Origin of the sequence: Nocardia sp. NPDC023852 (assembly GCF_040639505.1) — a bacterium.
GTDB lineage: Bacteria > Actinomycetota > Actinomycetes > Mycobacteriales > Mycobacteriaceae > Nocardia.
Map to the genome: position 1 here is coordinate 244,093 of NZ_JBFAAB010000006.1, position 26,187 is coordinate 270,279.

General features: G+C 67.1%; 26 protein-coding genes, 1 tRNA gene and 2 pseudogenes. 9 read left to right on the forward strand and 20 right to left on the reverse strand.

Going from position 1 to position 26,187, the window contains the following annotated elements:
• Window positions 1-84: 84 nt before the first annotated feature.
• The 4 genes from AB0H00_RS13735 to AB0H00_RS13750 form a co-directional block, all read right to left on the reverse strand.
• A complete protein-coding gene (locus AB0H00_RS13735; RefSeq protein WP_357265468.1) occupies window positions 85-435 on the reverse strand; it encodes a hypothetical protein in 351 nt (116 codons plus the stop codon).
• Window positions 436-761: 326 nt separating this feature from the next.
• Window positions 762-1,484 carry a hypothetical protein gene (locus AB0H00_RS13740; protein WP_357265470.1) on the reverse strand — a complete coding sequence of 241 codons (723 nt, stop codon included), beginning with the start codon at window positions 1,482-1,484 and terminating at the stop codon, window positions 762-764.
• A gap of 154 nt (window positions 1,485-1,638) precedes the next feature.
• Window positions 1,639-2,301, reverse strand: a complete 663-nt coding sequence (locus AB0H00_RS13745) for a hypothetical protein (RefSeq protein WP_357265472.1) — start codon at window positions 2,299-2,301, stop codon at window positions 1,639-1,641.
• Between the two features lie 846 nt (window positions 2,302-3,147).
• Window positions 3,148-3,294, reverse strand: a complete 147-nt coding sequence (locus AB0H00_RS13750) for a hypothetical protein (protein WP_357265474.1) — start codon at window positions 3,292-3,294, stop codon at window positions 3,148-3,150.
• A 106-nt stretch (window positions 3,295-3,400) separates the two neighbouring features.
• Here AB0H00_RS13750 and AB0H00_RS13755 point away from each other — a divergent pair, with 106 nt between their 5' ends.
• Together AB0H00_RS13755 and AB0H00_RS13760 are read left to right on the forward strand one after the other, a co-directional pair.
• The gene (locus AB0H00_RS13755) at window positions 3,401-3,784 is read left to right on the forward strand and encodes a type II toxin-antitoxin system RelE/ParE family toxin (RefSeq protein WP_357265476.1); all 384 of its coding nucleotides are present in this window, start codon (window positions 3,401-3,403) and stop codon (window positions 3,782-3,784) included.
• Entirely contained in the window at window positions 3,781-4,122 is a 342-nt protein-coding gene (locus AB0H00_RS13760) for a helix-turn-helix transcriptional regulator (protein ID WP_357265478.1), read from the forward strand. The genes AB0H00_RS13755 and AB0H00_RS13760 overlap by 4 nt, the downstream gene beginning before the upstream one ends.
• Before the next feature lie 124 nt (window positions 4,123-4,246).
• On the opposite strand, the pseudogene AB0H00_RS13765 reads toward AB0H00_RS13760, so the two are convergent.
• Together AB0H00_RS13765 and AB0H00_RS13770 are read right to left on the reverse strand one after the other, a co-directional pair.
• Window positions 4,247-4,429, reverse strand: a pseudogene (locus tag AB0H00_RS13765) (nucleotidyl transferase AbiEii/AbiGii toxin family protein); the annotation flags it as partial.
• Complete coding sequence (locus tag AB0H00_RS13770) at window positions 4,410-4,772, reverse strand: type IV toxin-antitoxin system AbiEi family antitoxin (RefSeq protein WP_357265566.1); 363 nt, start codon at window positions 4,770-4,772, stop codon at window positions 4,410-4,412. The gene AB0H00_RS13770 and the pseudogene AB0H00_RS13765, both read right to left, overlap by 20 nt.
• Between AB0H00_RS13770 and AB0H00_RS13775 the strand changes: the two are divergent.
• Window positions 4,746-4,847, forward strand: a pseudogene (locus AB0H00_RS13775) (aminotransferase class V-fold PLP-dependent enzyme); the annotation flags it as partial. The gene AB0H00_RS13770 and the pseudogene AB0H00_RS13775 overlap by 27 nt on opposite strands.
• Before the next feature lie 49 nt (window positions 4,848-4,896).
• Here the strand turns inward: AB0H00_RS13775 and AB0H00_RS13780 are convergent.
• The 5 genes from AB0H00_RS13780 to AB0H00_RS13800 all read right to left on the reverse strand — a co-directional run bounded on the left by AB0H00_RS13780 (window position 4,897) and on the right by AB0H00_RS13800 (window position 9,508).
• Window positions 4,897-5,103, reverse strand: coding sequence for a hypothetical protein (locus AB0H00_RS13780; protein ID WP_357265576.1), 207 nt, complete (start codon window positions 5,101-5,103; stop codon window positions 4,897-4,899).
• Window positions 5,104-5,196: 93 nt separating this feature from the next.
• Window positions 5,197-5,270 (reverse strand) — tRNA-Leu (locus tag AB0H00_RS13785).
• Between the two features lie 215 nt (window positions 5,271-5,485).
• Window positions 5,486-6,403, reverse strand: coding sequence for a ribonuclease Z (locus AB0H00_RS13790; RefSeq protein WP_357265479.1), 918 nt, complete (start codon window positions 6,401-6,403; stop codon window positions 5,486-5,488).
• An 84-nt stretch (window positions 6,404-6,487) separates the two neighbouring features.
• The gene (locus AB0H00_RS13795) at window positions 6,488-7,993 is read right to left on the reverse strand and encodes an amino acid permease (RefSeq protein WP_357265481.1); all 1,506 of its coding nucleotides are present in this window, start codon (window positions 7,991-7,993) and stop codon (window positions 6,488-6,490) included.
• A 48-nt stretch (window positions 7,994-8,041) separates the two neighbouring features.
• On the reverse strand, window positions 8,042-9,508 hold the full coding sequence (locus AB0H00_RS13800; RefSeq protein ID WP_357265483.1) for an oligopeptide:H+ symporter: 1,467 nt from the start codon (window positions 9,506-9,508) through the stop codon (window positions 8,042-8,044).
• A gap of 144 nt (window positions 9,509-9,652) precedes the next feature.
• Between AB0H00_RS13800 and AB0H00_RS13805 the strand changes: the two genes are divergently transcribed.
• Window positions 9,653-10,135, forward strand: a complete 483-nt coding sequence (locus AB0H00_RS13805; protein WP_357265485.1) for an SRPBCC family protein — start codon at window positions 9,653-9,655, stop codon at window positions 10,133-10,135.
• Between the two features lie 28 nt (window positions 10,136-10,163).
• Here the strand turns inward: AB0H00_RS13805 and AB0H00_RS13810 are convergent, their stop codons facing one another.
• From AB0H00_RS13810 to AB0H00_RS13850, 9 genes are all read right to left on the reverse strand, one after another.
• Complete coding sequence (locus AB0H00_RS13810; RefSeq protein ID WP_357265487.1) at window positions 10,164-11,111, reverse strand: Ppx/GppA phosphatase family protein; 948 nt, start codon at window positions 11,109-11,111, stop codon at window positions 10,164-10,166.
• Window positions 11,111-11,644: a DUF501 domain-containing protein gene (locus tag AB0H00_RS13815; RefSeq protein ID WP_357265489.1), complete on the reverse strand. Its 534-nt coding sequence runs from the start codon at window positions 11,642-11,644 to the stop codon at window positions 11,111-11,113. Before AB0H00_RS13815 ends, AB0H00_RS13810 begins: the two co-directional genes overlap by 1 nt.
• Window positions 11,641-12,240, reverse strand: a complete 600-nt coding sequence (locus AB0H00_RS13820; protein ID WP_357265491.1) for a septum formation initiator family protein — start codon at window positions 12,238-12,240, stop codon at window positions 11,641-11,643. The genes AB0H00_RS13815 and AB0H00_RS13820 overlap by 4 nt, the downstream gene beginning before the upstream one ends.
• Window positions 12,241-12,259: 19 nt before the next feature.
• Complete coding sequence (gene eno, locus AB0H00_RS13825; RefSeq protein ID WP_357265493.1) at window positions 12,260-13,546, reverse strand: phosphopyruvate hydratase; 1,287 nt, start codon at window positions 13,544-13,546, stop codon at window positions 12,260-12,262.
• A gap of 114 nt (window positions 13,547-13,660) precedes the next feature.
• Window positions 13,661-14,395, reverse strand: coding sequence for a lytic murein transglycosylase (locus AB0H00_RS13830; protein WP_357265568.1), 735 nt, complete (start codon window positions 14,393-14,395; stop codon window positions 13,661-13,663).
• Between the two features lie 103 nt (window positions 14,396-14,498).
• A complete protein-coding gene (locus tag AB0H00_RS13835; protein ID WP_357265495.1) occupies window positions 14,499-16,190 on the reverse strand; it encodes an ATP-binding cassette domain-containing protein in 1,692 nt (563 codons plus the stop codon).
• Window positions 16,191-16,280: 90 nt separating this feature from the next.
• Window positions 16,281-17,108 (reverse strand): ABC transporter permease subunit, encoded by an 828-nt coding sequence (locus AB0H00_RS13840; protein ID WP_357265497.1) that lies wholly within the window; start codon window positions 17,106-17,108, stop codon window positions 16,281-16,283.
• Window positions 17,105-18,034, reverse strand: a complete 930-nt coding sequence (locus AB0H00_RS13845) for an ABC transporter permease (protein ID WP_357265499.1) — start codon at window positions 18,032-18,034, stop codon at window positions 17,105-17,107. Before AB0H00_RS13845 ends, AB0H00_RS13840 begins: the two co-directional genes overlap by 4 nt.
• Complete coding sequence (locus AB0H00_RS13850; protein ID WP_357265501.1) at window positions 18,031-19,548, reverse strand: ABC transporter substrate-binding protein; 1,518 nt, start codon at window positions 19,546-19,548, stop codon at window positions 18,031-18,033. The genes AB0H00_RS13845 and AB0H00_RS13850 overlap by 4 nt, the downstream gene beginning before the upstream one ends.
• A gap of 319 nt (window positions 19,549-19,867) precedes the next feature.
• Here AB0H00_RS13850 and AB0H00_RS13855 point away from each other — a divergent pair, with 319 nt between their 5' ends.
• From AB0H00_RS13855 to AB0H00_RS13875, 5 genes are all read left to right on the forward strand, one after another.
• Entirely contained in the window at window positions 19,868-21,022 is a 1,155-nt protein-coding gene (locus AB0H00_RS13855) for a TauD/TfdA family dioxygenase (protein ID WP_357265503.1), read from the forward strand.
• Window positions 20,994-22,004, forward strand: coding sequence for an ornithine cyclodeaminase family protein (locus AB0H00_RS13860; RefSeq protein ID WP_357265505.1), 1,011 nt, complete (start codon window positions 20,994-20,996; stop codon window positions 22,002-22,004). Before AB0H00_RS13855 ends, AB0H00_RS13860 begins: the two co-directional genes overlap by 29 nt.
• Window positions 21,995-23,434, forward strand: coding sequence for an alanine racemase (locus tag AB0H00_RS13865; protein WP_357265507.1), 1,440 nt, complete (start codon window positions 21,995-21,997; stop codon window positions 23,432-23,434). Before AB0H00_RS13860 ends, AB0H00_RS13865 begins: the two co-directional genes overlap by 10 nt.
• A gap of 33 nt (window positions 23,435-23,467) precedes the next feature.
• Window positions 23,468-24,502 carry a cysteine synthase family protein gene (locus AB0H00_RS13870; RefSeq protein ID WP_357265509.1) on the forward strand — a complete coding sequence of 345 codons (1,035 nt, stop codon included), beginning with the start codon at window positions 23,468-23,470 and terminating at the stop codon, window positions 24,500-24,502.
• Window positions 24,503-24,641: 139 nt separating this feature from the next.
• On the forward strand, window positions 24,642-26,045 hold the full coding sequence (locus tag AB0H00_RS13875) for an MATE family efflux transporter (protein WP_357265511.1): 1,404 nt from the start codon (window positions 24,642-24,644) through the stop codon (window positions 26,043-26,045).
• Window positions 26,046-26,187 lie beyond the last annotated feature (142 nt).

Here is a 26,187-nt window from a genome sequence, read left to right on the forward strand (position 1 = left end):
GGCTCGTATCATGTTTCAGCGGTACGGAACTATTCCAATCAATGGACCGTTAGCTGTAGTCACCGGTGCGAGTTACCGTCCCGGTCAGCTGATCGTCTTCTCAGCACGCAGCGGATTTCCGTCAGCGTCGACTTCTTCATAGTCGACGCTGAACTCGAGACCAGCGCTTCTGCAGTGCTCGGCAAGATTCAGAAACCTACCAACCGCCACCTCGGTCAGGCCGTCGATATGTCCTTCGAGAAGGAAGTATGTGGGCGCACCCAACCCCCCGGCATCGTAACAATAGAGTTCGAATCCGTCGGTCTCGTAGTAAACTTGGAACCTGCGGTGCGGCCTCATCTGCAAATCGTTGATCGACAGCCATGATCTAAGTATATGTTCCACAATTTCCGGGCTATCCGTATAGAAAGTTCCATGGTACGAGGTAATTGACATTGATCTCCTTTGTTCAATGCAATCGACGTGGCTTTATCTGATATGCTAGCCGACCGCTCGAGGATAGCGTAGCGACCCGAAACTAGGGCTACTCTCTTTTTAGTTGCGGCGAGCGTGTTCGGCTTATCCATAAATATTGGTTATCCCAGGGTTGAGTCGCACAATGACACGGACAGAGGGGTTGGGGCTAGTGATTTCTATGCCGGTCCATTCGATCTGCGGAGGCGTTCCCGAGGCGCGTGCGGTGGTTCACCGTAGGTTTCGATGAGCGCCGTCGAGGCTCAAGAGCTCCCCGCTCAAATCGTTTATGGCATAGCGATTTTCGACTACAAGGCAGGTCTTCGATCGATACAAGTCCTCAGCGGGCCCGCTGGTGGTTGGCAATGACACGCCCACAGGCGTCGGCACCGGCGCGTTGGGGTGCATTCGACCATCTCGTCCGGTTTCTCATAGATCCGTCTTTGTGCTATCTGAACTTCTTTGCTGACACCGCGCCCGGCGTGCTGCGCCTTACGATCTTCATCACCGATGGCCCGCCAACTGACAGTTGACGTGCCAGCGGCGTCTGACCCCGCGGAATCGCCGAAGCGTAAGCGCCGCGTCGGCGCCCTGGATCCGGTGCCAGACGAGAAGGCAAGCAGTGCAACGACATCCCGCCGCAACGACGGGTCGCGAATGTGGCGGAAGACCACCACCACCGGCCAGTCATCCGGGTCCTCGCCCTCGGTCAGCCAGCAAAGCATGTCGCCGTTGTCATTGCCGGCCCACCGCAGCAGGCCGCCCGGTGCCGGATACCCGGGAAAGGGCACCTCCAAGGCTTCGTAAACGCCATAGCCGTTGTCCTCTTCGGCCACATCCACCAAGGTGCTCAGAGTCGAGGTGTCATCCTGCTGCCAGGCGGGGTAGTTGACTCTGAGTTCGTCGTTGATCGCCCCGTCGCCGTATAGATCGATGAAGTCCCGATAGTCGCGCGGCAGCCCGACCCCATCGCCTTCTCGATTCGTGCCCAGGGCGGGGCGATCCACCGGACCCAGCGGCGAAGGCGGCATGACCGCACTCAGCTGCGCTACTGCAGGGGTGCACGAGACGCCTTCCTTCCAGACCCGACGCGGTCCGGACGTAGATACCTGTTCGCTTCGATCCGGGGCCGTGCCGGCGGCCCGGCCGAGGTGGTTCGAAGTCGAGAACAGCAGGGGTGTGCGGTCAGGAACAATCGAACCGGTGACCGATCGGGCGACCAGGACACGATGGGCACTCGAAGATGTACACGCCACCCGCATCTCCCAGCATCAGACCAGCTGCATCCCACGCCGCCTTGCCCTGTTCGGAGCGCCACGGCTCCTGTGCGTCGTCGACCGCCCGGTCCTCGATAGGCAGCCAGGTGCGCCAGGACTCCCCGTCGTACTCCCAGCTGGCCACTGTGAGGAGATGATGCATGCGCTGGCCGCACGAGTCACAGTCGGGCCAAACCGGTTCCTGGGTCCAGCCCGGATAGCCACCCAGTTTGATCCCGGGGGCGTCGGCAAGATGGTAGTGATAGCGCCAGCCCGTGTCGCTTTTCAGCTGCGCGAACCGGTCCTTGAGCGCGGCCCAAACGTCGTCCGGCAGATCCCAGCTAGGATACTCGGTCACCTGCTCGGGATGCACCACACACGGATTGGGAACGTGGTCCTCCGGCGCTTCGCCAGGCGCCGCAGGAGTTGCCGCCACCTGGTCGACCGCGCGGGCGTCACGCCAATAGACCCGCGGCAGCGGGTAATAGCTATCACCGTGCTCGAACGGGCACCACAGCACCTGCAGCAGATCACATCCCTGCGGGAACGACATGCTGGGAGCATCGGCCTGATACAGCTGCACGATCGGCACGAATGGAACCGCGGCATCATGGACGTCGGGTTCTTCGGTGCACATCGGCCAGGGTTCCTCGGCCGGCCACAGCAATGGGCCTCCGACCGAACTATCACGATAGGTGGGGTCGCCCGAACGTGGGTGAAGTCGCACTGTACTTCTGCGTAGGGGTATCAGCTCGGGAAACAGCTCCTCAACTGCGACTGGCCGAGGCGGGGTGTGGCGGGCCATTCAGATCTCCTACAGGGCTGGTCCGAGTCGGCAACAGCGTAGGGAACTCGATCTCGGGGTGCCGTTAAGGCCCGCCACGTCTGAGAAGTCATCGAGCTGAAACGTCTTGATGCCCTGCGCGTGGAGGGCGCGTATCAGTGATCGGGAGCGCGCGGGCCGCCGCAACCTTCCTCACTCACGACGGATGGGCATCCAGCACCGACGGGGTTCCTACCTACTGGCGGATCACCGACTGCGGCCGTCGCCTCGCCGCGACACGCCCCTACCGCGAGTACCGGACCACCAATGCCTGAGGTCGACGGCACCCAGAACCCCCCGGCAGAAGCCGGGATATCCGGCCTCGACCGGGCTTGTGCCCCAGAGTTTCTCGTTGTTCGCGGAACCATCCGGGCCAGGGCTATAAAGCTCGTTCACGGTTCTATCTCGGGTACAGCGTCAGCGACGATTGAACTCTACACACGAAATTCGCCTCCGCCCGAGGATGGAGGGCGGGGGCGTTCGTATCAGGAAATGAGGGAAGATCAGAATGCGTGACCTGCTCGGGGCCATGCTCACTGCCCGCGTTATCGGCGCTTCAATGCTCGGCGGACCAGTCGCCGCAGCCGAAGATTCAGTCAGGCCATGCCTGTTCGGTCATGTCGACCCGAACGACAACAACAGCGCCTGCCGGTACAGCGACTCCGCGACCTGGCCGGAATCGGAGTCGAACCCCGCCGGAGAACCGCGACTGTCCTCCACCCGGCTCAACGAAACCAGCACGTCCGGACCAAACATGCGCACGGCAGCCTCGTCGACGAACTAACTCGACGGCCCGATGACCAGCTGACCCGTCGCCCAGTCCCCAGCGATGCTTGCGATATGTCGCCAACGACATATACTGACTGGCGTGGGTGAAATCTTCGCCATCGAGATCGAGCCCGAGGTGCGGGACTGGCTGCAGGCTCTGCCAGCCAGGCACTTCCTCAAAATCGACGAGTACGTCGGCCTCCTCGCCGAACGAGCCGAAACCCTCGGCGAGCCCTACGCTCGATGTCTCGGCGACGGAGTCCGAGAGCTGCGCCCGACAGTGGATGGCGCCGCCATCCGCATCACCTACTGGCTTGCACCCGGACGGCGGGCAATCCTGCTGACCGTGTTCCGCAAGACCCGAATGCGAGAAGACGCCGAAGTCAAACGCGCGAAACTCGCCCAGCAAGCCTGCCAAGCCGAACACGAACCCGCCCATCAAGAATTCACCCGCACAATCGAGAAAGGAGAACTGGACCGATGAACCACGCACGCTGGAAGACCCTCCGGGAACGCAAACTCGCCGAGGGCTACACCGAACCTGACGATGTCATCGAGGCCCGCCGAGAAATCCGGCTCTCCATGGCGTTGGCCAAGGCCGTCCACGACCGCCGGACCGAACTCGGGCTCACCCAAGCCGACCTCGCCGAGCGAGCTGGGCTGTCACAAGCCAAAATCTCGCGCATCGAAGGCTCCGACACCGTCCCGACCCTTCCCCTTCTCGCCAAACTCGCCGATGCCCTCGACGCCACCCTCAACATTGCCCTCGACGTCGACGACACCCACGTGAGCTTCGTCAGCCACCGCACCGACGCAGCCTGACCATCGACCCGGTACCTCTGGTCAGGTTGCTGATCGAGCTTCGCACCATGAACGCCGACGTCAGGGTGGTGGCGATCAAACCGTCATAGGGCTGCGTCGAAGTCCATACCTCCGTGACGATCAGCTCACTGAGCCTGCCGCTCACCAGATGCGTACGAGCAAGAGCAGTTCCGCCGATGAAGTGCAGTCGGTCGCCGAACCCGCGGCTGATAGCCGCCAGCAGATGGGAGATCAGATGGTCGCGCTCGACCTGCTCGGGTGAAACTCCGAATTGAACTGCGACACTGTCACGTTCGTCGATGCTCATGCCCCACCCAACCTTCCGCACGCCGAAGCGCCGCACCCCGACGCTGATCCGTAGCGAGCTGCGTAAGCCTCGCCGAATCACTACGGCGGTAGAGCGTCTCGATCGCCGGACGAACCTCCGTTTCGGCGTTGCCCAGTTCGGGACGTTGGGCAAGATCGAGCACCGTCTGCTCCGGCGTCGTGACGAGCGCCGGGCCCAGCGGCGTTTCGACACGCTCCGCGTCGAGCGCTTCGGTATCGCGGCGGACGAACCGGACTTGCGCCGAGCGGTCGGTCAGCGCGATCGGCCGATGCTGGCGCGGTACCGCGATCCGGACGACGTCAGAGCCGCCCTGCGCCCCGATACGCTCCTCGTCTCGATAATGCATGTCAACAACGAGACCGGTGCCATTCAACCGCTCGACGAGATCGCCGCGGTACTCAATGGTCACGACGCCTACTTCCATGTCGATGCCGCGCAGGGCACATTTAGACGATCAGGCGCCCCCTTGCCCTCCCGCCAGGCAGAGGCAACTCTGCACGGAAGAGCATGTCATCGGCGCCAGTCTCGAGCCGAATCGTCTCGACAGCCTTGTCGAGACGAAGGGTCTGCTCAACCCCCGACACATCGGTGTAGGCGTATCGGACCTGCTGTTCGTCCTCTTCGAGCTTTCGAATCTCCGCGTACAGTGCCATCGGTTGATCTCCTTGTCGCGGGTTCAACTCTCCGAGGGGGCCGTGGAGGCTGACAGGGATGCGATAGAGGGCTATCTACCTGCGGCGTCGTAGTGCCCCCAGTCGGACTCGAACCGACACTTGGCGGATTTTAAGTCCGCTGCCTCTGCCAATTGGGCTATGGGGGCCGTCCGGGACAGCGTACCGAGTCGTACGGGTGTACCGGAATCCCGAGTGTTCGTCGGGTGGCGGGGCGTGGCCGTTGCCGAGGTAGTGGTCGGTTCGGTGGTGCGATCGGTGCGGACTGGTCGTTCGGCTCGGTGTTTGGCAGGCGTCCCAGAGAACTAGATCGTTGGCGGCGGCCAATCGTTAGCGTCGGCGGCCGAATTCGATGGGACGAAGTTCAGCGGCGGGGTGGCAGCGGGATTCGCGCGAGGTCGGCGGCGATGTGGATTTCGCCGGGAAAGTACTTCGCTGCTTCGGTCAGGTGCTCATCGAGGTCGCGGTAGCGCTGGGAGAAGTGGGTGAGGACGAGGGTGCGGACGCCTGCGTCGGCGGCGGCCCTGGCGGCCTGGCCCGCGGTGAGGTGGCCGTATTCCGTGGCCAGGTGGGCGTCGGCGTCCAGGAAGGTGGCCTCGATGACGAGCATGTCGGCGTCGGCGGCCAGTTCCTGGACGCCGGCGCAGAGCCGGGTGTCCATGACGAAGGCGAAGTTCTGGCCGGGGCGCGGCTCGCTGATCTCGTCCAGAGTGATTGTGCGACCCGCGAATTCGATGCTGCCCTGCTGTTGCAGTTCGGAGATGACCGGGCCGCGCAGACCGAGGGCGCGCAACCGGTCCGGCAGGATGCGGCGGCCGGGCGGCTCGCTGAGCCGGTAGCCGAAAGTGTCGACCGGATGGGAGAGCCGGGCCGCGGTGATCGTGAAAGGCGTGCCGGGCAGGTCCACCACGCCCGGGCCGATGACCGGGTGAGGTCGCAGCTCGGCGCGGTGATAGTAGGAGGTCGCGTTGACGAGTCGGTCGTAGTACTGGGCGCCCGAGGCCGGGAACCACACGTCGACCGGATGCGGCACTCGGTCGAGATTGATCCGCTGCACCACTCCGGCCAGCCCGAGACTGTGGTCGCCGTGGAAATGGGTGATGCCGATACGGGTGAGACCGGTGACGGTGACACCGGCGTACGTCATCTGCCGCTGCGTTCCCTCGCCCGGATCGAACAGGACCGACTCGTCATCCCACCGAAGCAGGTAACCGTTGTGGTTTCGCTGTTTCGTCGGGACCTGGCTAGCGGTCCCGAGAACAACCAACTCACGCTGCGACACCGCGCCAGGCTATCCCCCGCTCCCCGACCGGGACATGGTGGTGGGGCTTTCTCGGGTCCGCCACCGCCATGTCCCGCTCGCGGGCTACTCGGCGGGGGTTTGCCGGAGCACAGAGTGACGGCGGGAATAGGTGAAGTAGATGACGAAGCCGATAGCCATCCAGACCAGGAAGCGCAGCCAGGTCTCCACCGACAGGTTCAGCATCAGCCACAGGCAGGCCAGCACCGCGAGGACCGGGACCAGCGGGACGAGCGGAACGCGGAAGCCGCGCGGCAGGTCGGGGCGGGTGCGGCGCAGGATGAGCACGCCGATGGAGACCAGCACGAAGGCGAAGAGCGTTCCGATGTTGACCATCTCTTCCAGGGTGCCGAAGTCCACGAACCCGGCCAGCAGCGCGCACCCCACCCCGACGACGACGGTGATGCGCACCGGCGTGCCCTTCTTGCCGGTGTGGGCGAGTTTGCGCGGCATAAGGCCGTCGCGCGCCATCGCGAAGAGCACGCGGGTCTGCCCGAGGAACATCACCATCACGACGGTGGTGAGTCCGGCCAGTGCGCCGATCGAGATGATGTTCTTCACCCAGGTCGCGCCGTGGATGGCGAACGCCGTGGCCAATGTGGCGTTTTTGCCGGTCAGCTCGGTGTAGGGCACCATGCCGGTGAGTACGAGCGATACCGCGACGTACAGGATGGTGACGATCAGCAGCGAGCCGAGGATGCCGCGCGGGACCGCGCGCTGCGGGTTCTTGGTCTCCTCCGCGGTGGTGGCGACGACGTCGAAACCGATGAACGCGAAGAACACCAGGCTGGCCGCGGCGAGCAGGCCGTACCAGCCGAAGTTGCTGTGCCCGGCGCCGGTCAGATAGGAGAACAGCGACTGCCGCAGGCCCTCGCCTTCCTTCCCAGCCTGGGACGGCGGGATATACGGCGTGAGGTTCGAGGCCTTGAAGTAGGTGCAGCCGATGATCAGCACGAGCGCGATCACGCCGAGTTTGATGGCCACCGCCACCGCCGACACCCGCGAGGACACCTTGGTGCCCGTCGCGAGCAGCACGCCGAGCACCGCGATCAGCAGCACCGCGCCCCAATCGAACGACACCGGGCCGAAGTGCGCGACCGGCGAGGTGGTGCCGAGCACCTCACCGAGGTACTGCGACCAGCCCTTGGCCACCACCGACGCGGCGAGCGCGAACTCCAGGATCAGGTCCCAGCCGATGATCCAGGCGACGATCTCACCGAAGGTGGCGTAGGAGAACGTGTACGCGCTGCCCGCCACGGGGACGGTGGAGGCGAATTCGGCATAGCAGAGCGCGGTCAACCCGCAGGCGATCGCGGCGAAGACGAAGGCGATCGAGATGGAGGGACCCGCGACGTCGCCCGCGGTGCGGGCGGTGAGCGTGAAGATGCCCGCGCCGACCACCACGGCGACACCGAAAACGGTGAGATCCCAGGCGGTCAGGTCCTTGCGTAGTTTCGAGTCGGGTTCGTCGGTGTCGCGGATCGACTGTTCGACGGATTTGGTGCGGAACAGACCGCCCCATCGAGACGAGACATCACCCGTCGTGCCGGCTCTAGGCCTGGGGTTCGTCACCACGTCCTCCTTCATAATGCTGTCGAGCATCTGTTCGCCTCGACGGCGCTAATGCACGCCCGCCATGAACCTGCTGATCCACGGCGCGATAGCGGCGACGAGCAACCCCGCACACACTACGACCGTCCCGGTGATACCGAAGTAGGCGAATTCGTGGCCTGGGTCATAGAACCGAGCCAAAGTACCCGACATCGACGTTCCGAGGCCAACAGAGAAAAAATACAATGCCATCATCTGAGCCCGAAAAGCTTCCGGTGCCAGTCGAGTCGTAGCCGCAAGACCGACAGGCGAAAGCAGCAGTTCGGAGATCGCGAACACGGCCATGATCGCCAGCACGAGCAGTGCGGGCACGGCCCGCCCGGTGGTGCCGGACATGGGCACGAACAACCAGAACGCGGCACCCATGCCGATCACGCCGAGCGCGAATTTCCGCGGCGTGCTCGGTGCGCGCTGCCCCAGCTTGGTCCACAGGAGCGCGAACAGCGGCGACAGCAGGAGGACCCATACCGGCTGGACCGAACCGATCCAGCTCGAAGGCGCGGTCCAACCGAAGATGTTCCAGTTCATCCGTTCGTCGGAGTAGACCGCCAGCACCGTGAAGATCTGCTTGAACAGCGACCAGAACACCGCATTGGCGAGAAACAGTGGAAGGAACGCGCGCACCCGGCTGCGCTCGAGCTGGGTGACCTTGGCACTGGTGAGCAGCACGACGAAGTACCCGGCCGAAGCGGCGACAATGACGCCGGTCGTCACCTCGGGCAGGCTGTCCAGCGTGACTACGCCGGTCACGCACACCACCGCGACGAGCATCGCAGCCCCGGCCGCTCCGGCAACCAACGGCCCGACAGCTTTGTGCGGGAGCGGGTTCGGCACCGCGCGGCCATGCGTGCCGAGGTTACGGCGGAACACCATGTACTGGGTGAGGCCGAGTGCCATACCGATCGCCGCCGCGCCGAAGCCGAAATGGAAGCCGAGATCGGTCTGCAGCAGACCGGTGAGCAGCGGGCCGAAAAACGCGCCGAGATTGATGCCGAGATAGAACAGCGTGAACCCGCCGTCGGCGCGCGCGTCCCCCTTCGAATAGAGGGTGCCCAGCAGCGAGGACGCGTTCGCCTTCAGCCCACCGCTGCCGAACGCGACCAGCACCAGACCGACCCCGACGCCGGCCAGTCCGGGCAGCACGGCCAGCGCGATGTGCCCGGCCATGACCACGACGCCGCCGTAGAGCAGGGTTCTTTCCATGCCGAGCAGCCGGTCGGCGATCCAGCCGCCGAGCACCGTGGACAGGTAGACCAGACCGCCGTAGGCGCCGACGAGGCCGACCGCGGTGTCCTTGGCCAGACCCAGACCGCCGTCGGTCGCCGAGTAGTACAGGTAGTACCCGAGAATGGTGACCATCCCATAGAACGAAAAACGCTCCCACAGCTCCACTCCGAAGAGGTTGACCAGCCCGATCGGGTGGCCGAACAGCGTTCGGGTCTCCACTGATTCCTGCGATGTTGCCGCTTCAACCATCCCCGAACGATCGCACGCAGGTCATCGATTCCGCAGGCGACTGACACTGAACGTTGTGAACGTTTGTCCCTTCCGCGGCCGGGCATTCAGGAGGCATCCGGCGAATCCACCACGATCAGCCCCCGCCCAGAAAGCGTTGTGCTTATGGCCCACGTCGAACACATGGTGCAGGCATCGGCGGAAGACACCTTCGCCGTCCTTTCCGACGGCTGGTCGTACGCGGCCTGGGTGGTCGGTGCCACCCATATCCGCGACGTCGACCCCGGCTGGCCCGCGGAGGGCACCCGGCTGCACTACCGCGCCGGTGTGTGGCCATTCACGGTAGACGACATCACGCAGGTCAGTGCGGTCGATCCGCCGCGACTGCTGGAACTGGAGGCCAAGCTCCGACCGTTCGGCTCCGCGTGGATCCGGTTGGAACTCACCGAGACGGCACCCGGCCGGACCCGGGTCCGCATGCACGAGCACACCAAGCACGGCCCGGGCACGTGGGTGCCCGACATCATCCAGGAACTGCTGCTGATGCCGCGCAATCAGGAATCCTTGTCCAGGCTCGCCGATATCGTGGTCGGCAGATCGCGCGACACAGCCGATGGCGATCAGGATCAGGACACCTCCCGCACCTGAGCGCCGCGGCCCCTGTTCCAGGGGATGCTCAGGCGATGGACAGTGCGATGCCGTCGAGAATGTCGTGTTCGCTGACGACCAGCTCGGAAATTCCGGCGCGACGGGATAATTCCTCCGCGAGTACCTCCGTGATGACCGCGCCGCCACCGATCACGTCGACCCGGCCCGGGTGCATCGGGCCGAGGGCGGCGCGCTGGTCGTGGTCCATGGCGACCAGCCGGTCGCAGACGGCACGGACCTGGTCCAGTGTCAGGCGCGCGAGATGAACCTTCTCCGCATCGTATTCGGGGAGGTCGAGGGCGACCGCGGCGATGGTGGTCATGGTGCCCGCCACACCGACCCAGGTATGTGCCCCCTCCACAGGAACACGCGCGAACGCTTCCGCCAGCCGCTCGGAGGCGAATGCGCGGGCTGCCGCGATCTGGTCGGCCGTCGGCGGATTGCCGGTCAGGCAGCGCTCGGTGATCCGGACACAGCCGATGTCGGCGGAATAGGCGGCCCGCACGCCCGCATTGTCGCCGAACACCAGCTCGGTCGAGCCGCCGCCCAGGTCTACGACCACGAAAGGTGCTGCCTCGCTTGATAATTCGCCGATCGCGCCGGCGAACGACAGCCGCGCCTCTTCGTCACCGGTAATCACCTCGGCTTCGGCGCCCGGCACCACTATGCCGAGTTCGGCACGCGCCATGGCGAAGAAATCTTCGCGGTTGGCGGCGTCCCGGGTCGCGGAGGTAGCGACCATCCGCACCCGGCCGACACCTGCCTCGCGCATCAGCGCCGCGTAGTCGGCCAAGGCGACGCGGGTGCGTTCGATCGCCTCCGGCGCGAGCGAGCCGGTCGCGTCGACCCCTTGGCCGAGGCGGACGATCCGCATCTCCCGGTGCACGTCGGCCAAGCGGCCGTCGCCGAGCACGTCGGCGATCAGCAGTCGGATGGAGTTCGTGCCACAGTCGACGGCGGCTACCCGGTTACTCATTACCGCACTTCCTTGTCTCGTGGACCGCTCGGCTCGTACGTCGGCCAGTCCGCCGGAATAGCGGTGCCGCGCAAGCCGTGGTCGGCGGCCAGCGCCACCGCCTCGTCACCGAGCGGGTTCACGCCCGGCCCTTTGGCCAGCGAGTGCGCGATCAGGACATGCAGGCACTTGACCCGCTCGGGCATCCCGCCGCCGGTGAAATCGGTGCCGAGCGAGTCGATCGCGTCGCGCTCGGCCAAATAGCTCTCATGCGCCGCGCGGTAGCCGGCGGCCAATTCCGGGTCGGCGCCGAGCCGTTCGGTCATCTCGCGCATCACACCGGTGGATTCCTGCCTGCTCGCCTCCGCGGTGAGCCGGGGATCGGTCAGATAGTAGAGGGTCGGGAAAGGGGTACCGTCCGGCAGCCGAGGGGCGGTCTTCACCACAGCCGGGAGCCCATCCGGGGTGCGGTAAGCGATGGCAAGCACACCGCGCGGTGCACGGCCCAACTGCTCGGCGATGATCGCGAGATCCTGGTCGTTCGGTGCGGTCACCTGGGTCCTTCCCGTCCTGGCGGCGCGGCCGCTGGCGTCGGCTGCGGCTCGGAGATGCTGCGCCACAGCTGGGTGTACCAGGGATCGGGCTCCCTGAACCTGGTGGGCGCCGCGGGCGGTGCGGGTGCCTCGATGCCGGGCACCTGCACGATGTACGGCGTCTCGCCGGGCAGCACCAGACGAAGCCGGTCCCGGGCCTCCGAGCGGATGTAGGCGGGATCCTGTTGCTGCGCACGGCGATCGCGCAACCGGGCGAGGTCGGCCTCCAGCTCGTCGCGTTGTTGCGCCAGCTGGGCTGCCTCGGCGCGCTGGGTGAAGTAGGTGCGCATCGGCACGGCGAGGGTGAGGGCGAGCCCGCACACCACGATCGCGAGGATCACCGCCTTGCCGGTGGACAGCCCGAGGATGGTGTGGTCGTGCTTGTCGCCCGCGGAACCCTGTTCGCTCTTGCGCGGCCCCGGCTTCTTCTCCGCGGAGTCGGCCCGCCTGCGGCTGCGCTTGGCCGCGGCGTCGGCCGGGCGCGATCTGGCGGCACGCGACGTGCGGCGGTCTCCGCGTCCGGCTGGACTGGTACCACGCGCACGTCGCTCCGTCATGTCAGGTCGTACCGCGGGGTCAGCCCTCGAACGCGAATCGAGGGAACGCGACGTCGCCCGCATAGCGCGCCGAATCCCCGAGTGCGTCCTCGATGCGCAGCAGCTGGTTGTACTTGGCCACACGCTCGCTGCGCGCGGGAGCACCCGTCTTGATCTGACCACTACCGACCGCGACGGCGAGATCGGCGATGGTGGTGTCCTCGGTCTCGCCGGATCGGTGCGACATCATGGTCTTGTAGCCGTTGCGGTGGGCCAGCTCGACGGCGTCCAAAGTCTCGGTGAGCGTGCCGATCTGGTTCACCTTGACCAGCAGCGCGTTGGCCGCGCCCTTGGCGATGCCCTCTTCCAACCGCTCCGGGTTGGTGACGAACAGGTCGTCGCCGACCAGCTGGATCTTGTCGCCGATCTCGTCGGTCAGCGCCACCCAGCCGTCCCAGTCGTCCTCCGACAGCGGGTCCTCGATGGAGACCAGCGGGTAGTCGGTGAGCAGTTCCGCGTAGAACCGCGCCATCTCCTCGGCCGAACGCAGACTGCCCTCGAACTTGTAGCCGCTGCCCGTCGTGTAGAACTCGGTGGCCGCGACGTCGAGCGCGAGCGTCACGTCACTGCCCAGCCTCAGGCCGGTCTTCGCGATCGCCGAGCTGATCAGATCCAGCGCGTCCCGGGTGCCTGCCACGTCGGGGGCGAAGCCGCCCTCGTCGCCGAGTCCGGTGGCCAGGCCCTTGGCCTTCAGCACCGACTTGAGCGCGTGGTAAACCTCCGTACCCCAGCGCAGCGACTCCTTGAAGGTCGGCGCGCCGATCGGGGCGACCATGAACTCCTGCACGTCGACGCCGGTGTCGGCATGCGCGCCGCCGTTGAGGATGTTCATCATCGGCACCGGCAGCACGTGGGCGTTCGGGCCACCGAGGTAGCGGAACAACTCCAGGCCCGAGGACTCGGCGGCCGCGCGGGCCACGGCCAGCGAAACGCCCAGCAGAGCGTTGGCGCCGAGGCGGGACTTGTCGGGGGTGCCGTCCAAGTCGAGCAGCACCTGGTCGACGGTGCGCTGCTCGACCGCGTCCAGACCGATGACTGCCGGCGCGACCTCGTCGAGCACACCCTCGACGGCCTTCCGCACGCCCTTGCCGCCGTACCGCTCGTCACCGTCGCGCAGCTCGACAGCCTCGTGCTCGCCGGTAGACGCCCCGGACGGCACGGCCGCCCTGGTCAGGGTGCCGTCGTCGAGGGCGATCTCGACCTCCACGGTGGGATTTCCGCGCGAATCAAGGATCTCGCGAGCTCCGACCTGTTCGATGATGGCCACGAAAACGACACTCCTTCGGCTGCGGACACGGTAGGTCTCACGGGATTGGCCGTGCGCTGCGAGCCTATCGTCCTCGCGGCCGGCTCGGTAACCGGCACTCCGGCGAGCGGCGGATCACGCTCTGCGCCCGACGCTGTAGACGGCGGCGCGATCGCGCACCGCGTGCAAGTAGCTGAGCGACTGGTTGTAGGTGAGCAACGCCTGCCGCCAGCCGTGCTCGGAGGTGAGATCGCCGCCGCTGGTGCACAAGTAGCGGGCCGCGGTGAGCGCTGCGTCGTCGATGTTCTGTGGGTCGGCGACCCCGTCGCCGTTGGCGTCGACGCCCCAGCGCTTCCAGGTTTCCGGAATGAACTGCAACGGACCGACGGCTCGGTCGAAGACCGGATCGCCGTCGAGCACACCAGCATCGGTGTCCTCGACCAGCGCGACGCCGGGCGAGCCGTCCAGCGCGACCCCGATGATCGGCGGGCGGACCGTGCCGTCGGCGCCGACCTCCGCCCCGCGGTGGGTGCCGTGCTTGCTCTCCACGCTGGCGATGCCCGCGAGCGTCGTCCACGCGATGCCGCAGTCGGGACGTGCCCTGGCCAGTACCGCCGCCGCGTAGCCGTATGCCTCCAGCGCGACGGCGGGAATGCCCAGCCGATCAACCTGCTCGTCGGCCCAGCCGCGCAGCTGGACGGCAGTGCGCCCGGGCGCGTCCAGGTCGATGACGGGCAGCGGGGTACCGGGGCCGGGCGGAATCCCCTCCGGGATCGGGGTGTGGTCGCGATCGATCCCGCAACCGGCGAGCGCGAGGATCACCATGGCGGCGGCCAAGGCGCCGGTCTTCTTCAGGAACACACCTTCCATCATCCAGATGGGCGCCGGCGCCAGGGCCCACCGTCGATCGCCGAACCAACCGTCGCCGGCGACCCCATCGGTCGGCGCCGGATACTCGTTCCGCGCGGCAGCCTCAGCCGAGTAGCTCCCGGGTAGCGGTACGGGTCGGCGCGGCGAGAACGGTTCCGGTGTCACCCGACTCGACAACGCGACCGTGGTCGAGGACGAGAAGGCGAGAGCAGTGTTCGGCGACCAAGGCCATGTCGTGGCTGATGATCAGCAGCGCGGTGCCGTGGTCGGCGCGGACGCGGTCGAGGAGAGCCATGATCGAGGCAGCGGTGGTGTGGTCGAGGGACGAGGTGATCTCGTCGCAGAGCAGCACAGCTGGTTCGGCGGCGAGGGCCCGGGCCAGGGCGATTCGTTGACGTTGGCCACCGGAAAGCTCGTACGGGTAGCGAGCGGCCAGATCGGCGGGCAGTTCGACCGAGGCGAGGAGCTCGGTGATGTGCTGCGGCAGTCGTCGTCTCGGGACGCCGCCGATGCGACGCAGCGGACGGCCGAGGGTTTGCGCGACGGTGCGGCGCGGGTTGAGCGCCGATCGCGGATTCTGGGTGACCAGCTGGATACCCCCTGCGCCGTGCGAGATTCGCCGTCCCCGACCCACCGAGATCGGCGCACCGCGCAGTTCGAGATATCCGGTCGCGCAGCGATGCAGACCCGCGACGACGCGGGCCAAGGTGGTCTTGCCCGCGCCGGACGCGCCGACCACGGCGAGGGCCGCACCTGCGCACAGCTCGAAATCGACGTCGGCGAGCACCTGGTGGCCATCGACCGATGCGCCGATACCCTGTGCGCGCAAGGCGAATTCGTCCTGGGCGAATCCGGCCTCCGCGGCGGTGCCGAGCGAACCACGCCGTCCGTTGCGGACCGGGTCTGCGTCGCTGCCGATCGGATGATCGCCTGCCCGGTCGCCGACCGAATCCGTGTCGAGCAATACCGGCACCCCGGGGGCTCGGTCGGGCAACGTGACGACCGGCGAGGCATGTTCGACGAAAGCGTCCCCGATTTTCGACTGAGTGCCGGTTCCGTCCGAGGGATTCGCTGTTCGCCCCTGAGGACGACCGGAGGAAACCAGTGCTCGTGGCGGCCCGGCCTCGGTCAGGTCGGTGACGGCGCCGAGTTCGACGACTTGGTCGGCTATCGAGTGCACGAGGGCGGTGTCGTGGCCGGACAGCAGGATCGCCGCCGAACGTCGCCGCGCTATGTCGACCAGCTGTCCCGCGATGTCGGTGCGCAGGGCGCCGTGTAATCCGGCGAGTGGTTCATCCAGCACCAATACGCCGGTGTCGCGGATCAGCGCCCTGGCCAGGGCGACTCGGCGTTGCTGGCCACCGGAAAGTTCGCTCGGCCTGCGGCGCAGGTACTCCGCCGACAGGCCGACCAACGCGAGGGTGTCGACCAGGGTGGCCATGGTTGCGTCCGGCGCGACCTCGCGCAGGAGTGCGCGCACCCGCAGCAACGGGTTCAGCGCCGATCCGGGGTCTTGCCCGACATAGGCGATGTGCCGGCGCCGAAAACGTTGCAATGCAACGTGATTCAGCGCCAACACATCGTTTCCGGCGACCGAGGCCGTCCCCGTGGCCCGGGCCGTGACGGACGGCAGCCGGCCGAGCAGCGCACGCATCACCGTGGTCTTGCCAGATCCGGACGGCCCGGTGAGCGCGGTGACCGTACCCGCAGGTATCCGGAAGCTCGCTGGACCGACCAATTTCTGCCCGTTCGAAGCGAGCACGGTCAGCCTGTCGACCAGGACGAGATCACTCAATTTCCGCACCCCGCCGAGCCGTCCGACAGCAGCCCGACCGGTACGAATCAAGCTTCGCCACACGGGCGACGACAAGGCTCATAGCGATTTTCATGTCCGCTCCTCCTGACCGAACGCGGATACCGCCAGGTTCACGCTCACCGCGACGATCGCGATCGCCAGACCGGGTGCCAGCGCCGCCCAGGGATTGAGCAGCATCCCTGAGGCGTTCTCACGCACCATGACCGCCCAGTTGCTCGCACCCAGCGTGGTGGGCAGCTGCAGAAACGACGCAGTGCTCACCAGGTAGACCGCCGCGACGAAACGCAGGCCGAGCTGAGTCGCCAGCACAGCACGCAGATTCGGGATGACTTCCCGGAAGACCAGGTGGGACAGCGACTCACCGCTGGCCTCCGCACTTTCCACGTACCCCGACGCCGCTACCCCCGCGGCCGCAGCCGCGAAAACCCGCCCACAATATGGGACCCCGAAAAGCAGCGCCACGATGATCAGCCCATAGACGCCCGCGTCCGGCCAGGAGGTCAGCACCAGCAGGATGCCGAGTACCGCGGGCAGCAGGATGACGAAGTCGGTGCCCAGTTCGATCACGGCCCCGATCCGCGGGCGCAGCGCGACGACCGCGCCGAGCACGCACGACAACAAAGTCACCACCACCGCGATAACCGCCGACAGCAGCAGCAGTCCCCAACCGCCGTACAACAGTTGGCTGACCACGTCCCTGCCGAGCCGGTCGGTGCCGAGCCACGCGCCGTCGCCGGGATCGCCGAACGGTATACCCACTGCCTCCTCGGCCGGGCGCGGCGCCAGCGTCGGCCCGAGGACCGCGAGCACGGTGACCAGCAGGGCGGGCGCGATAGTCCATATCCGGAGCCGTCGCTTCGGCGGACCAGCAGTGTGGATCGAACGAAGACCGGTCATCGGGTCCCCCGCAGCGACCAGGCCCGGATGCCGTCGGCGATAGCGAGCATGCCCATGATGACTACGCCGGATAGCGCGACCACCGCGGCGACCACCGAGGTATCGCGGTCGCCGACCGAGCCGGCCAGCACCGCCCCGAGGCCCGGGTAGTTGAAGATGGTCTCCACCACCAGTGAGCCGCCGAGCATCATCCCGACCGTGGTGGCGAAACTGGCGACGATCGTCGGCAGTGCGAACGGCAGGACGTGCCGCGCGAGGACAACGCGGGTCGAGATCCCATCCAGTACCGCGCTTTCCACGTGCGGCGCCTGAGCCGCGTCGGCCAGCGCGGCGCGTACCACCCGAGTGTTCCAGCCGATCTGCGGCACCGCCAGCGCGAGCACCGGCAGCACCAGCATGTCGGGACGGGACGGGAACCCGGACCGGCCGGTGATGGTGACCGGGGGCAACCAGCCGAGCGCCAACGCGAACACCAGAATCAGCAAGGTCGCGACGACGAACTCAGGGACCGCGACCGCCATCGTCGTCACGGGCTGCAACAGCCGCGTCGAGACACCGCCCTGCCGCACCGCCCACCACGCGCCGAGTATCAGCGACGCCAGCACGGTTACCGCGAGGGCCGTTCCGCCGAGCAGCAGCGTCGGCGGGAACTTATCGACCAGCAATTCGTTGACCGAACGCCCCCGTGCGGTACGGCCGAAATCGCCGGTCGCGACACCGGATATCCAGTTCCAGAAGCGCACCGCCAGCGGTCGGTCCACACCGAGTTCGCGCTCCTTGGCCGCGATCAGTTCCGGCGTGGCATCGCGACCGAGAACGGCACGGGCGGTGTTGCCCGGCAGCAGGTCCACGGCCACGAACACAGTCGCCAGCAGCGTCACCAGGAGGGTGACACGCCGGATGAGGAGTCGCGCGAAGGAGATCACTCCGCCAGCCAGGCTCGTTCCAGCTGGACCCTGGCGAACCCGCCGAGTGTCGGTAGGTCGCGCACCCGGGTGGTGGCGATGTCGATGCCGTCGGCCATCCCCCACACCAGGTATCCGCCCCTGTCGTATTGGATGCGCTGTACGTCACGACTGGCCGCGATGTACTCGGAGTCGGTGTGTGCACCCAGCGCTTTGACCGTCGCGGCATCGAAACCGGCGTCTTTGAAATCGGTTTCGTTGCGGTTGGATCCATTCGTCATCAGCTTGCTCGCGAAAAACAGCGTGGAGTCGTTGGTGCCCCAGGAGACCGTGTAGAGCGGCGCCTTCAGCCAGGTCTGGTCGTAGAAGACGTTGGGTTCCTGCGGGACGACACCGAGCCGGACACCGATCTCGGCGAGTTGGGTGGCGATCACCTTCGCCGATTCGACCTCGCCGGGCGCTTCGGCCTTGGTGACCAGCGGATAGCTACGTCCGGTGTCGAAATTCGCGTCGCGCAGCAAGGATTTCGCGCGGTCGACATCGCGGGTGCGCTGCGCGATCGAGGTGTCGTAGGCCGGGTCACCGGTGCCCAGAATGTCATTGGCGACCGTGCCGTAACCGGAATGCACCTGATTTACCAGGGCCTTGCGGTCGACGCCGAGCCGCAGCGCGGTACGAACCCGCACGTCGGCGAAGGGCCCGTCAGAAGTGCGCATGGCTACCCCGACCATGGTGTCGTTCGCGCGACGGATCACCGCCAGATCGCCGCGCCTTTCCGCGGCACGGCCCGCGATGGCGCCGACGTTGGAGGCGAGGTCGATCTGTCCGCCGAGCACGGCGTTGCCGAGTGCGGCCACGCTTTCGAACATGGTGACCTCGATCGCGTCCAGCAGCGGCGGCGTGCCGTGCCACTGGTCGTTGCGCACCAGCCGCGCGTTGCCGCCCTGATAGGACTCCAGGCGGAACGGTCCGGTGCCGACGGCCTTCGTGAAGTCCGCGGTGTCCTTCTTGACGGTGAAAGTCATCAGTCGGAGCAGTAGCGGAAGCTGGGTGTTCGGCTCGGGGACCGCGAGCACCACCCGATTCGGCCCGTCGGTGGTGATTTCCTCCACCGCCACTGGCATTTTCGAGGCTCCGCCGACCGTCCGCAGTCGGCGCAGCGACCACACCACGTCCTCCGAGGTGACCGGCGTACCGTCGTGGAAGGTCGCGCCGTCGGCCAGGGTGAAGCTCCAGCGGCGCCGATCGGCGTCCGGCTCCCACCGGGTGGCGAGGCGCGGTGCGACATTCGGGTCGGCTCCCGGCACGGTCAAGGCGTCGTAGACCAGCGAGGTGATCAGGAAGTCGCTATCGTTGCTGAGGTTGGCGTGCGGATCACGTTCGATGCGCGCCGAGGTGCCGAGCGCACCGACTCGCAGTGTGCCGCCACGCCGGGCGGGGCCGGACGCCTCCGCGCCGTCCGAACACGCGGCGACGAGTAGTACCGCTCCCACCCCGAGACTCGACTGCAAAAGCTGCCGTCGATTCAAACCCATTGCGTTGCCTTCTTCCTGGACGAATCCCGCGCACCACCGGCATATTTCAGGTTACGGATCAGGACAGGCTAGCCTAAACATGCGGAAGACTCCCCGGCACCGCCAACAAATGGTGCGATCGGACAGACCGCCCGCAAAGCCCAAAACAGCTCCACCAAGACCATCGGCAGCCTAACCTCGGTCGCATCGCAGTTATGCAACTCGGCTATATTTCACGGCGCGCTTAGGTAAGCCTTGCTTGGCTCTGCGAGAACAGCTAACTTCGCAGATCGAATCGTCACCCCGCATGTCAAACCCTATGCGAAGAAGGGACACTCCGGTGAAAAGCGTTCTCTCCGAACGTAAGACGCTTCACCCGCAGAATGTCGAACGACGTGAGCTCCCCGCGGCCGCAGGCCAAGCGGTGCGCGAGCTCGCCAGAGAAATATCCACCACACTCGACGCGACCCTCGGCGAAGCCGACGCCGCGCGCACGCTCACCCATCCGGCGCTGATCGAGCAGATCGATGCCAGGGTCGCGGAGCTTCCCCGCGAGGTACGCCAGGCCGTGCGCCCGCCCGCTACCGCGCATGGCGCGACCATCGTCAGCCGCCTTCCCTTGACCGACACAGAATTCGGCCCTACGCCGCCGAGCTGGCGCGAGGCCGCGCGATGGAGTGGCGAGCCGGCGACGCGCGCGAACTCGTTCCAGTTCGACCTCGTCATGCTGCTGCTCGCACGCAGCGCGGGTGAGCCGTTCGGCTGGCTAGGCCAGCAGGGCGGGCGGCTGGTCAACAACATCGTCCCGGCGGCGGGCCACGAGCACGAGCAGTCCGGTGCCAGCAGTGCGACGCTGCTGAGCCCGCACACCGAGGACGCGTTCCATCCCGAGCGTGCCCACCTGCTGATGCTCGGCTGCCTGCGCAACCCGGGACTGGTCGGCACCACGGTGTCGTCGGTGCGCCGGGTCGAGCTCTCCGCCGAACAACGCGGGCTGCTGAGCACACCCGTCCTGCCGATCCTGCCCGACGTCTCCTACGGTGACGGACACGAAAAGTGTTCGGCCACACCGCTACCTACCCTCTGGAGCGCGGCCGGCCCGGACGAGCAGACCCTCCGCTACGACCCGGCATATACCCCGCTCGATGACGCCGCGCCCGAGTTCCGTGCGGCCTACGCACGACTCACCGCGGAGCTGGAGCGCGTCTGCGTGACCGCCGCGCTCGCACCCGGCGAGGTGCTGCTGGTGGATAACGACGTCGCCGTACACGGACGCGTGCCGTTCACCGCGCGCTACGACGGCACCGATCGGTGGCTGAAGCGGGTGAACATCCGTCTCCCGGAACGACAGCGGCGGGCCGCGGAAGCCGACGAGAATGGCTACGGGCAACGGATCGTCGCCCCGTTCCGATCGGCAGGCACCCTGCCGATCGAGCGTGGCACTCATGAGTGGGATGTAGTACCGAATGATCGAGGAACCCTTGAGCACTCGTGACCGAAGCGCGCCGCTGCGGGTGTTGAGCCGCAGCGACCTGGCCGACGTGCCCATCACACCCGCCGAAGTCGTGCGCGCCGTGGAAGAGGCGTATCTGGCGTTCGCCGCGGGTGATTCGGACAATCCGCGCAAGCTCAGCGTCGCGAACCCGGACGGCTGGTCGGTCGCCTACGCCATGCTCGGCCGGGACGGCCGTAGGCGGGTGGTGGCGATGAAGACCTCCTACAAATTCGACCCCGGCCACGACCGCAGCACCAAGCGGTACTACACGACCATCACGCTCTACGACGACACCACCGGTGCGCCGATCGCGATGATGGACTGCGCCAGGGTCGGCGCGCTGCGTACACCGGCGGTGTCGGCGCTGCTGGTCCGCGAGACCGCGCGCCGCGGAGCGGAAAGCGTCCTGCTGATCGGCACCGGAACGCAGGGCCGCAACGCCCTTCCACACCTGCTCGCCGCGAATCCGCAGCTGCGCAAGCTGATGCTGTACGGAACGCACCCGGAGGGACTGGAAGCCGTGGGCCGCCTGCTCGCCGAGCATTACCCGCACGCCTTGCTCGAGACGGTGCAGGATCCGCGTGCCGCGGCGGCGACCGCCGATGTCGTGCTCGCCACCGCGGGCCCTGGCACCGAGGTCGCGCTCGAATCCGATGATCTCGCACCGGGTTCGGTGGCAGTGCTGGTCGGCTACGGGCTCGCGCCCTCGACGCTGGTCGACGCCGATCGTGTGATCGCGACCAGCGCCGAGCAGATGGCACTGACCGGTACCGACATGGTGGGTCCGGACGGGACGCTGCGCTCAGTGGACGCGGAACTGCCGCGGATCCTGAGCAGGCGCGCGGTGGCGCGGCGCACGGACGACGAGCGCATCTTCGTCTACAACAGCGGGCTGGTGCTCACCGACATCGCCGTCGCCCACGCCTTGGCGGAGCGGGCCATCGCGGAGGGCCGTGGCACGGAGGTGCCCCTGTGGGATTGACGGCGGGCCTCGGCGGCGAGGCGCCCACGGCCGGCGGCCCGGTCGTCCTCGCCGCCGCGGCGCCGGCGCGAGGCGGTACGGACAACGTCGGCAACGCCGCGCACGACACCGTCAGTGCGGCGCCGATGCCAGCGCATCTCGATCCGTGGGAACATCGCCTGCTCGACGACCCGAACCTGCTCGGCGACATCGCCTTTGCGATCGGCGGCCCGTTCCACGTCATGTACCCGCCGCGCGTGGCGCACAACATCCGGGAATTCCGCGCTGCGTTCGAGCGGGCCGGGGTGCACGGCTTCGTCTACTACGGCAAGAAGGCGAACAAGGCCGCCTGCGCCACCCGGGCCTGCGCGGAAAACGGCGCGGGTGTGGACGTCTCCAGTGTCGGCGAGCTGACCGGCGCGCTCGCTCATGGCGTTCGCGGCGACGAACTGATGGTGACCGGTCCGGCCAAGGCCGACGAATTGCTCTGGTTGGCCACCCGGCACGGCGCGCTGATCGCCGTGGACGATCTCGCGGAGCTCGACCGGCTCGCCGCACTGGGCTCCCCTGCCGCGCCTGCGCGGGTGCTGCTTCGAGTGCTGCCCGCCGCCTCGGCGAGCCGGTTCGGCATGACCTCCGACGAGATCGATGGCGCGCTGGCGCTGCACGGCGACAACGATTCGATTCGTCTGGAGGGCTTCAGCTTCCACCTGTCGGGGTATGACGCGGTGGCGCGGGCCGAACTGGCGGGCGAGCTGATCGCCCGGTGTCTGCACGCGCGCACGCTCGGGCATCCGGCGACGACCGTGTCGATCGGCGGCGGGTTCGGCGTCGACTACGTTCCGGCCGACGCGGCCGCGGAGTTCACCGAGCGGGTCGGCAGGCAGTGGTTCCACTCGGGCAAGTCGTTCGATTCGTACTATCCGTACCACTTTCCCGCTCCCGGCCCGGCCATGCTGGCCCAGATCCTGCACCACGACGATCTCGCCGGTCGGTTGCGCGACAACGCCATCCGGCTCGCGATCGAGCCCGGACGCGCCCTGCTCGCACACGCCGGCTGCACCGTCTTCCGTGTGCAGGGCAGCAAGACCAGGCACGCGCACGGGCAGCCGTACCGGCTGCTCACGGTCGACGGCAGCAGCCTGAGCCTCTCCGAGCAGTGGTTCGACAGCGAATATCTGCCCGATCCGATGCTGTGGCCAAGGCGACCCGGCACACCGACGCCGACCAGTGTCGGTGCGGCAACCTGCCTGGATTCCGACATGCTCAGCTGGCGTCGCGTGCCGCTGCCGCGCGCCGCGGAGATCGGCGATCTGCTGATCTACCCCAATACCGCCGGCTACCAGATGGATTCCAACGAGTCCGCCTTCCACGAACTGCCGATTCCACCCAAGGTGGTGCTGAACGACGCATCCGGCGATCGCTTCCGCTGGACCCGCGACGGTAGCTAGCCCCCTGACCGACACGAACGAGGAGTTCCACCCATGCCGCTCGTCACGCGTGTGACGGATCTGATCGGCCGCACGCCGCTGTTCGAGCTCGCAGCCACCTCGACCGGCACCCGGCTCCTGCTCAAGCTGGAGCAGTTCAACCCGACCGGCGCGGCCAAGATCAGGATGGCGCGCGAAATGGTGCTCGACGCCGAGCGCCGCGGTTTGCTGGCCGGTGGCGGGCATATCATCGAGTCCACATCCGGGAACACCGGGCTCGGCCTGGCTGTGGTGGCTGCCGAACGTGGGTATCGCTTCACCGCGGTGGTCGACCACCACGCATGTAAGGACAAACTGCGCGCGATGCGAGCAATGGGTGCGGAACTGGTGTTCGTCGCCGATGAGGACGACGACACCCTGGCCACCTCGGCGCGGGAGGATCTGGCCGAGGCGATGGCGGACGAGCGGGACGACGCGTATTTCACCGAGCAGCACAACAACGACGCCAACGCGGTCGGCTACTACGCGGTGGCCGAGGAATTGCTCGAGGACGTGGAGCGGGTCGATATCCTGCTGTCGGCGGTGGGCACCGGCGGTTCTCTGTTCGGCACCGCGACCAGGCTGCGCCAGCTCGGCTGCACGCCCTATGTGATCGGCGTCGAGCCGATCGGTTCGATCGCGTTCGGCGGACCCGGCGGGCCGTACTGGCAGTCCGGCACCGGCACACCGCCGGGCGCCACCATCGGTACCGCTGTGGACTATGCGCTGCTCGACGAGGGCGTGAAGGTCTCCGACGCAGCTGCGTTCGCGACCACGCGCGCGGTGGCGAACAAGCTCGGCCTGATGATCGGCGGGTCCGCGGGGGGTTCGGTGCATGCCGCGCTCGCCAGACTCGAGGAGTTCCCCCCTGGCTCCACCGTGGTCACCATCGTCTGCGACGGCGGGGAGAAGTACCTGGACACCGTCTTCGACGACGACTGGATGAACGACCGCGACCTGCTCGACTCCGACGCCGAACGCGAGGTGCTGGACCTGCTGGAGCGTTACACTCCCGCCGCCCGGCGCGGCAGTCTCGTGGAGGCTCGATGAGTCACAATCGCGCAGCGCTCATCGAGCCGACGGGGCGCGACCATCGCGGGGCACTCTCGGCCTGTGTGATCTCGCGCCGGCTGGTAATCCCATCGACACCGGGCTCGACGATGAGCCCATCGCCCGCCGAGGAGGGCCGGTGAACCTGTCGAGCTTCCGCACCGACGGACGGCGACTGACCGCGCTCGCGACCCCGATCGCCCTCACCCAGCTCGCGCAGATCGCGGTGTCCACCACGAACATCGCGCTGATGGGCACGCTCGGCGTGCGGCAGGTGGCCGCGGGCGGTCTGGCGATCGTGCTGTTCAACCAGATCCGCACCATGTGCGTCGGGCTGATCACCGCGAGCGGCAACCAGATCGCCACCGCGGTGAGCGCCGCGGGAAAGCGCGGCGAGGCGCCGGATCGAGAGATCCGGGGCCTGTTGCGGTCGAGCTTCCTGATCGCCACGGTCGCCGGCATCGCCGGTGGAGCGGTGCTGATCGGGCTCGGCTGGGCGTTGCCCCGGCTCGGGCAAGACCCCGGCGTACTCGCCGACGCACGGCCGCTGATGGTGGCGCTCGCGCCGGGTCTTCTGCCCTGCCTGTGGTTCCAGGTATTGCGCCAATACACCGTCGGCATGCAGCGCCCGCAGGCACTGCTGCTGGTGACGCTCGGGTCGGTCGTGCTGAATCTGCTGCTCGCGCTCGGCTTCATCCACGGCAGGGCCGGGCTGCCCGCGCTGGGACTCACCGGCATCGGTGTCTCGACCTCGCTGGTCTTCCTGATCACCTTCGGCGTGTTCTGGGCGATGGTGTGGCGCGACGACCAACTCGGCCGCACCCTCCCTATGCGTCCGCTGCCGGTGCGACCGGCCACGGTCCGCGCCGAACTGAAGCTGGGCGCGCCGATCGCACTCACCTACGGCTCCGAGGCGGGGATGTTCTCGGTGCTCGCCCTCGTGATGGGCAGCATCGGACCCGCCGCGCTGGCCGCCCACAACGTCGTCTACCAGATCATCTACATCGTCTTCCAGGTCGCGATCGGTCTCTCGCACGGTGCGTCGATCCTGGTCAGCCACGCCGTCGCCCGCGACGAATTCGGGCACGCCCGCGCACTCGCCTGGCTCGCGCTGCGGCATGCGGCGGTGGTCGCGGCCGTGACCGGCGCGGTGTATGTGATCACCCCTGATCTGATGCTGCGTCCCTTCCTGGATTCGTCCGACACCGACACCATCCGGATCGCGCATACACTGCTGCTGATCGGGATCGTTCTGCAGTTTTTCGACGCCGCCCAGAATATCGGCACCGGTCTGCTGCGTGGGCTCAAAGCGACCAACGCGGGCTTCCGGCTTTCACTGATCGGCTACTGGGGTGTCGGCCTGCCCGTCGCCCTGCTGCTCGCGTTCCCGCTCGGTCTCGACGCCGCGGGCGTGTGGTGGGGGCTCACCGCGGGCCTGGCCACCACCGCGATCCTGATGCTCCGCCGCTACTTCGCGCTGCTCGACAGCAAGGAGCGCGACCGGCCGCGCCTAATCCCGGAAACCCTCACCGCCCCGAGCTGATCGCGCATAGGCCGCGGCATCAGTCCGACGCGGCCTATGCGCTGTTCATCGGACCGTGAAGGAGAAGCCCGGCGTTCGCCCCGACACGGACGACGGCGAGAGCCGAGCCGCGTCGATCAAGCCGAGTTCGAGAAGCATGGCC

Excerpts from the sequence above, each read along its gene's own strand:
- AB0H00_RS13780 (WP_357265576.1), bottom strand. The coding sequence starts at position 5,103 with ATGGCACTGTACGCGGAGATTCGAAAGCTCGAAGAGGACGAACAGCAG.
- AB0H00_RS13810 (WP_357265487.1), bottom strand. The coding sequence starts at position 11,111 with ATGAGTAACCGGGTAGCCGCCGTCGACTGTGGCACGAACTCCATCCGA.
- AB0H00_RS13820 (WP_357265491.1), bottom strand. The coding sequence starts at position 12,240 with ATGACGGAGCGACGTGCGCGTGGTACCAGTCCAGCCGGACGCGGAGAC.
- AB0H00_RS13760 (WP_357265478.1), top strand. The coding sequence starts at position 3,781 with ATGAACCACGCACGCTGGAAGACCCTCCGGGAACGCAAACTCGCCGAG.
- AB0H00_RS13805 (WP_357265485.1), top strand. The coding sequence starts at position 9,653 with ATGGCCCACGTCGAACACATGGTGCAGGCATCGGCGGAAGACACCTTC.
- AB0H00_RS13740 (WP_357265470.1), bottom strand. The coding sequence starts at position 1,484 with ATGCCGCCTTCGCCGCTGGGTCCGGTGGATCGCCCCGCCCTGGGCACG.
- AB0H00_RS13870 (WP_357265509.1), top strand. The coding sequence starts at position 23,468 with ATGCCGCTCGTCACGCGTGTGACGGATCTGATCGGCCGCACGCCGCTG.
- AB0H00_RS13830 (WP_357265568.1), bottom strand. The coding sequence starts at position 14,395 with ATGGAAGGTGTGTTCCTGAAGAAGACCGGCGCCTTGGCCGCCGCCATG.
- AB0H00_RS13735 (WP_357265468.1), bottom strand. The coding sequence starts at position 435 with ATGTCAATTACCTCGTACCATGGAACTTTCTATACGGATAGCCCGGAA.
- AB0H00_RS13800 (WP_357265483.1), bottom strand. The coding sequence starts at position 9,508 with ATGGTTGAAGCGGCAACATCGCAGGAATCAGTGGAGACCCGAACGCTG.
- AB0H00_RS13860 (WP_357265505.1), top strand. The coding sequence starts at position 20,994 with ATGATCGAGGAACCCTTGAGCACTCGTGACCGAAGCGCGCCGCTGCGG.
- AB0H00_RS13840 (WP_357265497.1), bottom strand. The coding sequence starts at position 17,108 with ATGACCGGTCTTCGTTCGATCCACACTGCTGGTCCGCCGAAGCGACGG.
- AB0H00_RS13850 (WP_357265501.1), bottom strand. The coding sequence starts at position 19,548 with ATGGGTTTGAATCGACGGCAGCTTTTGCAGTCGAGTCTCGGGGTGGGA.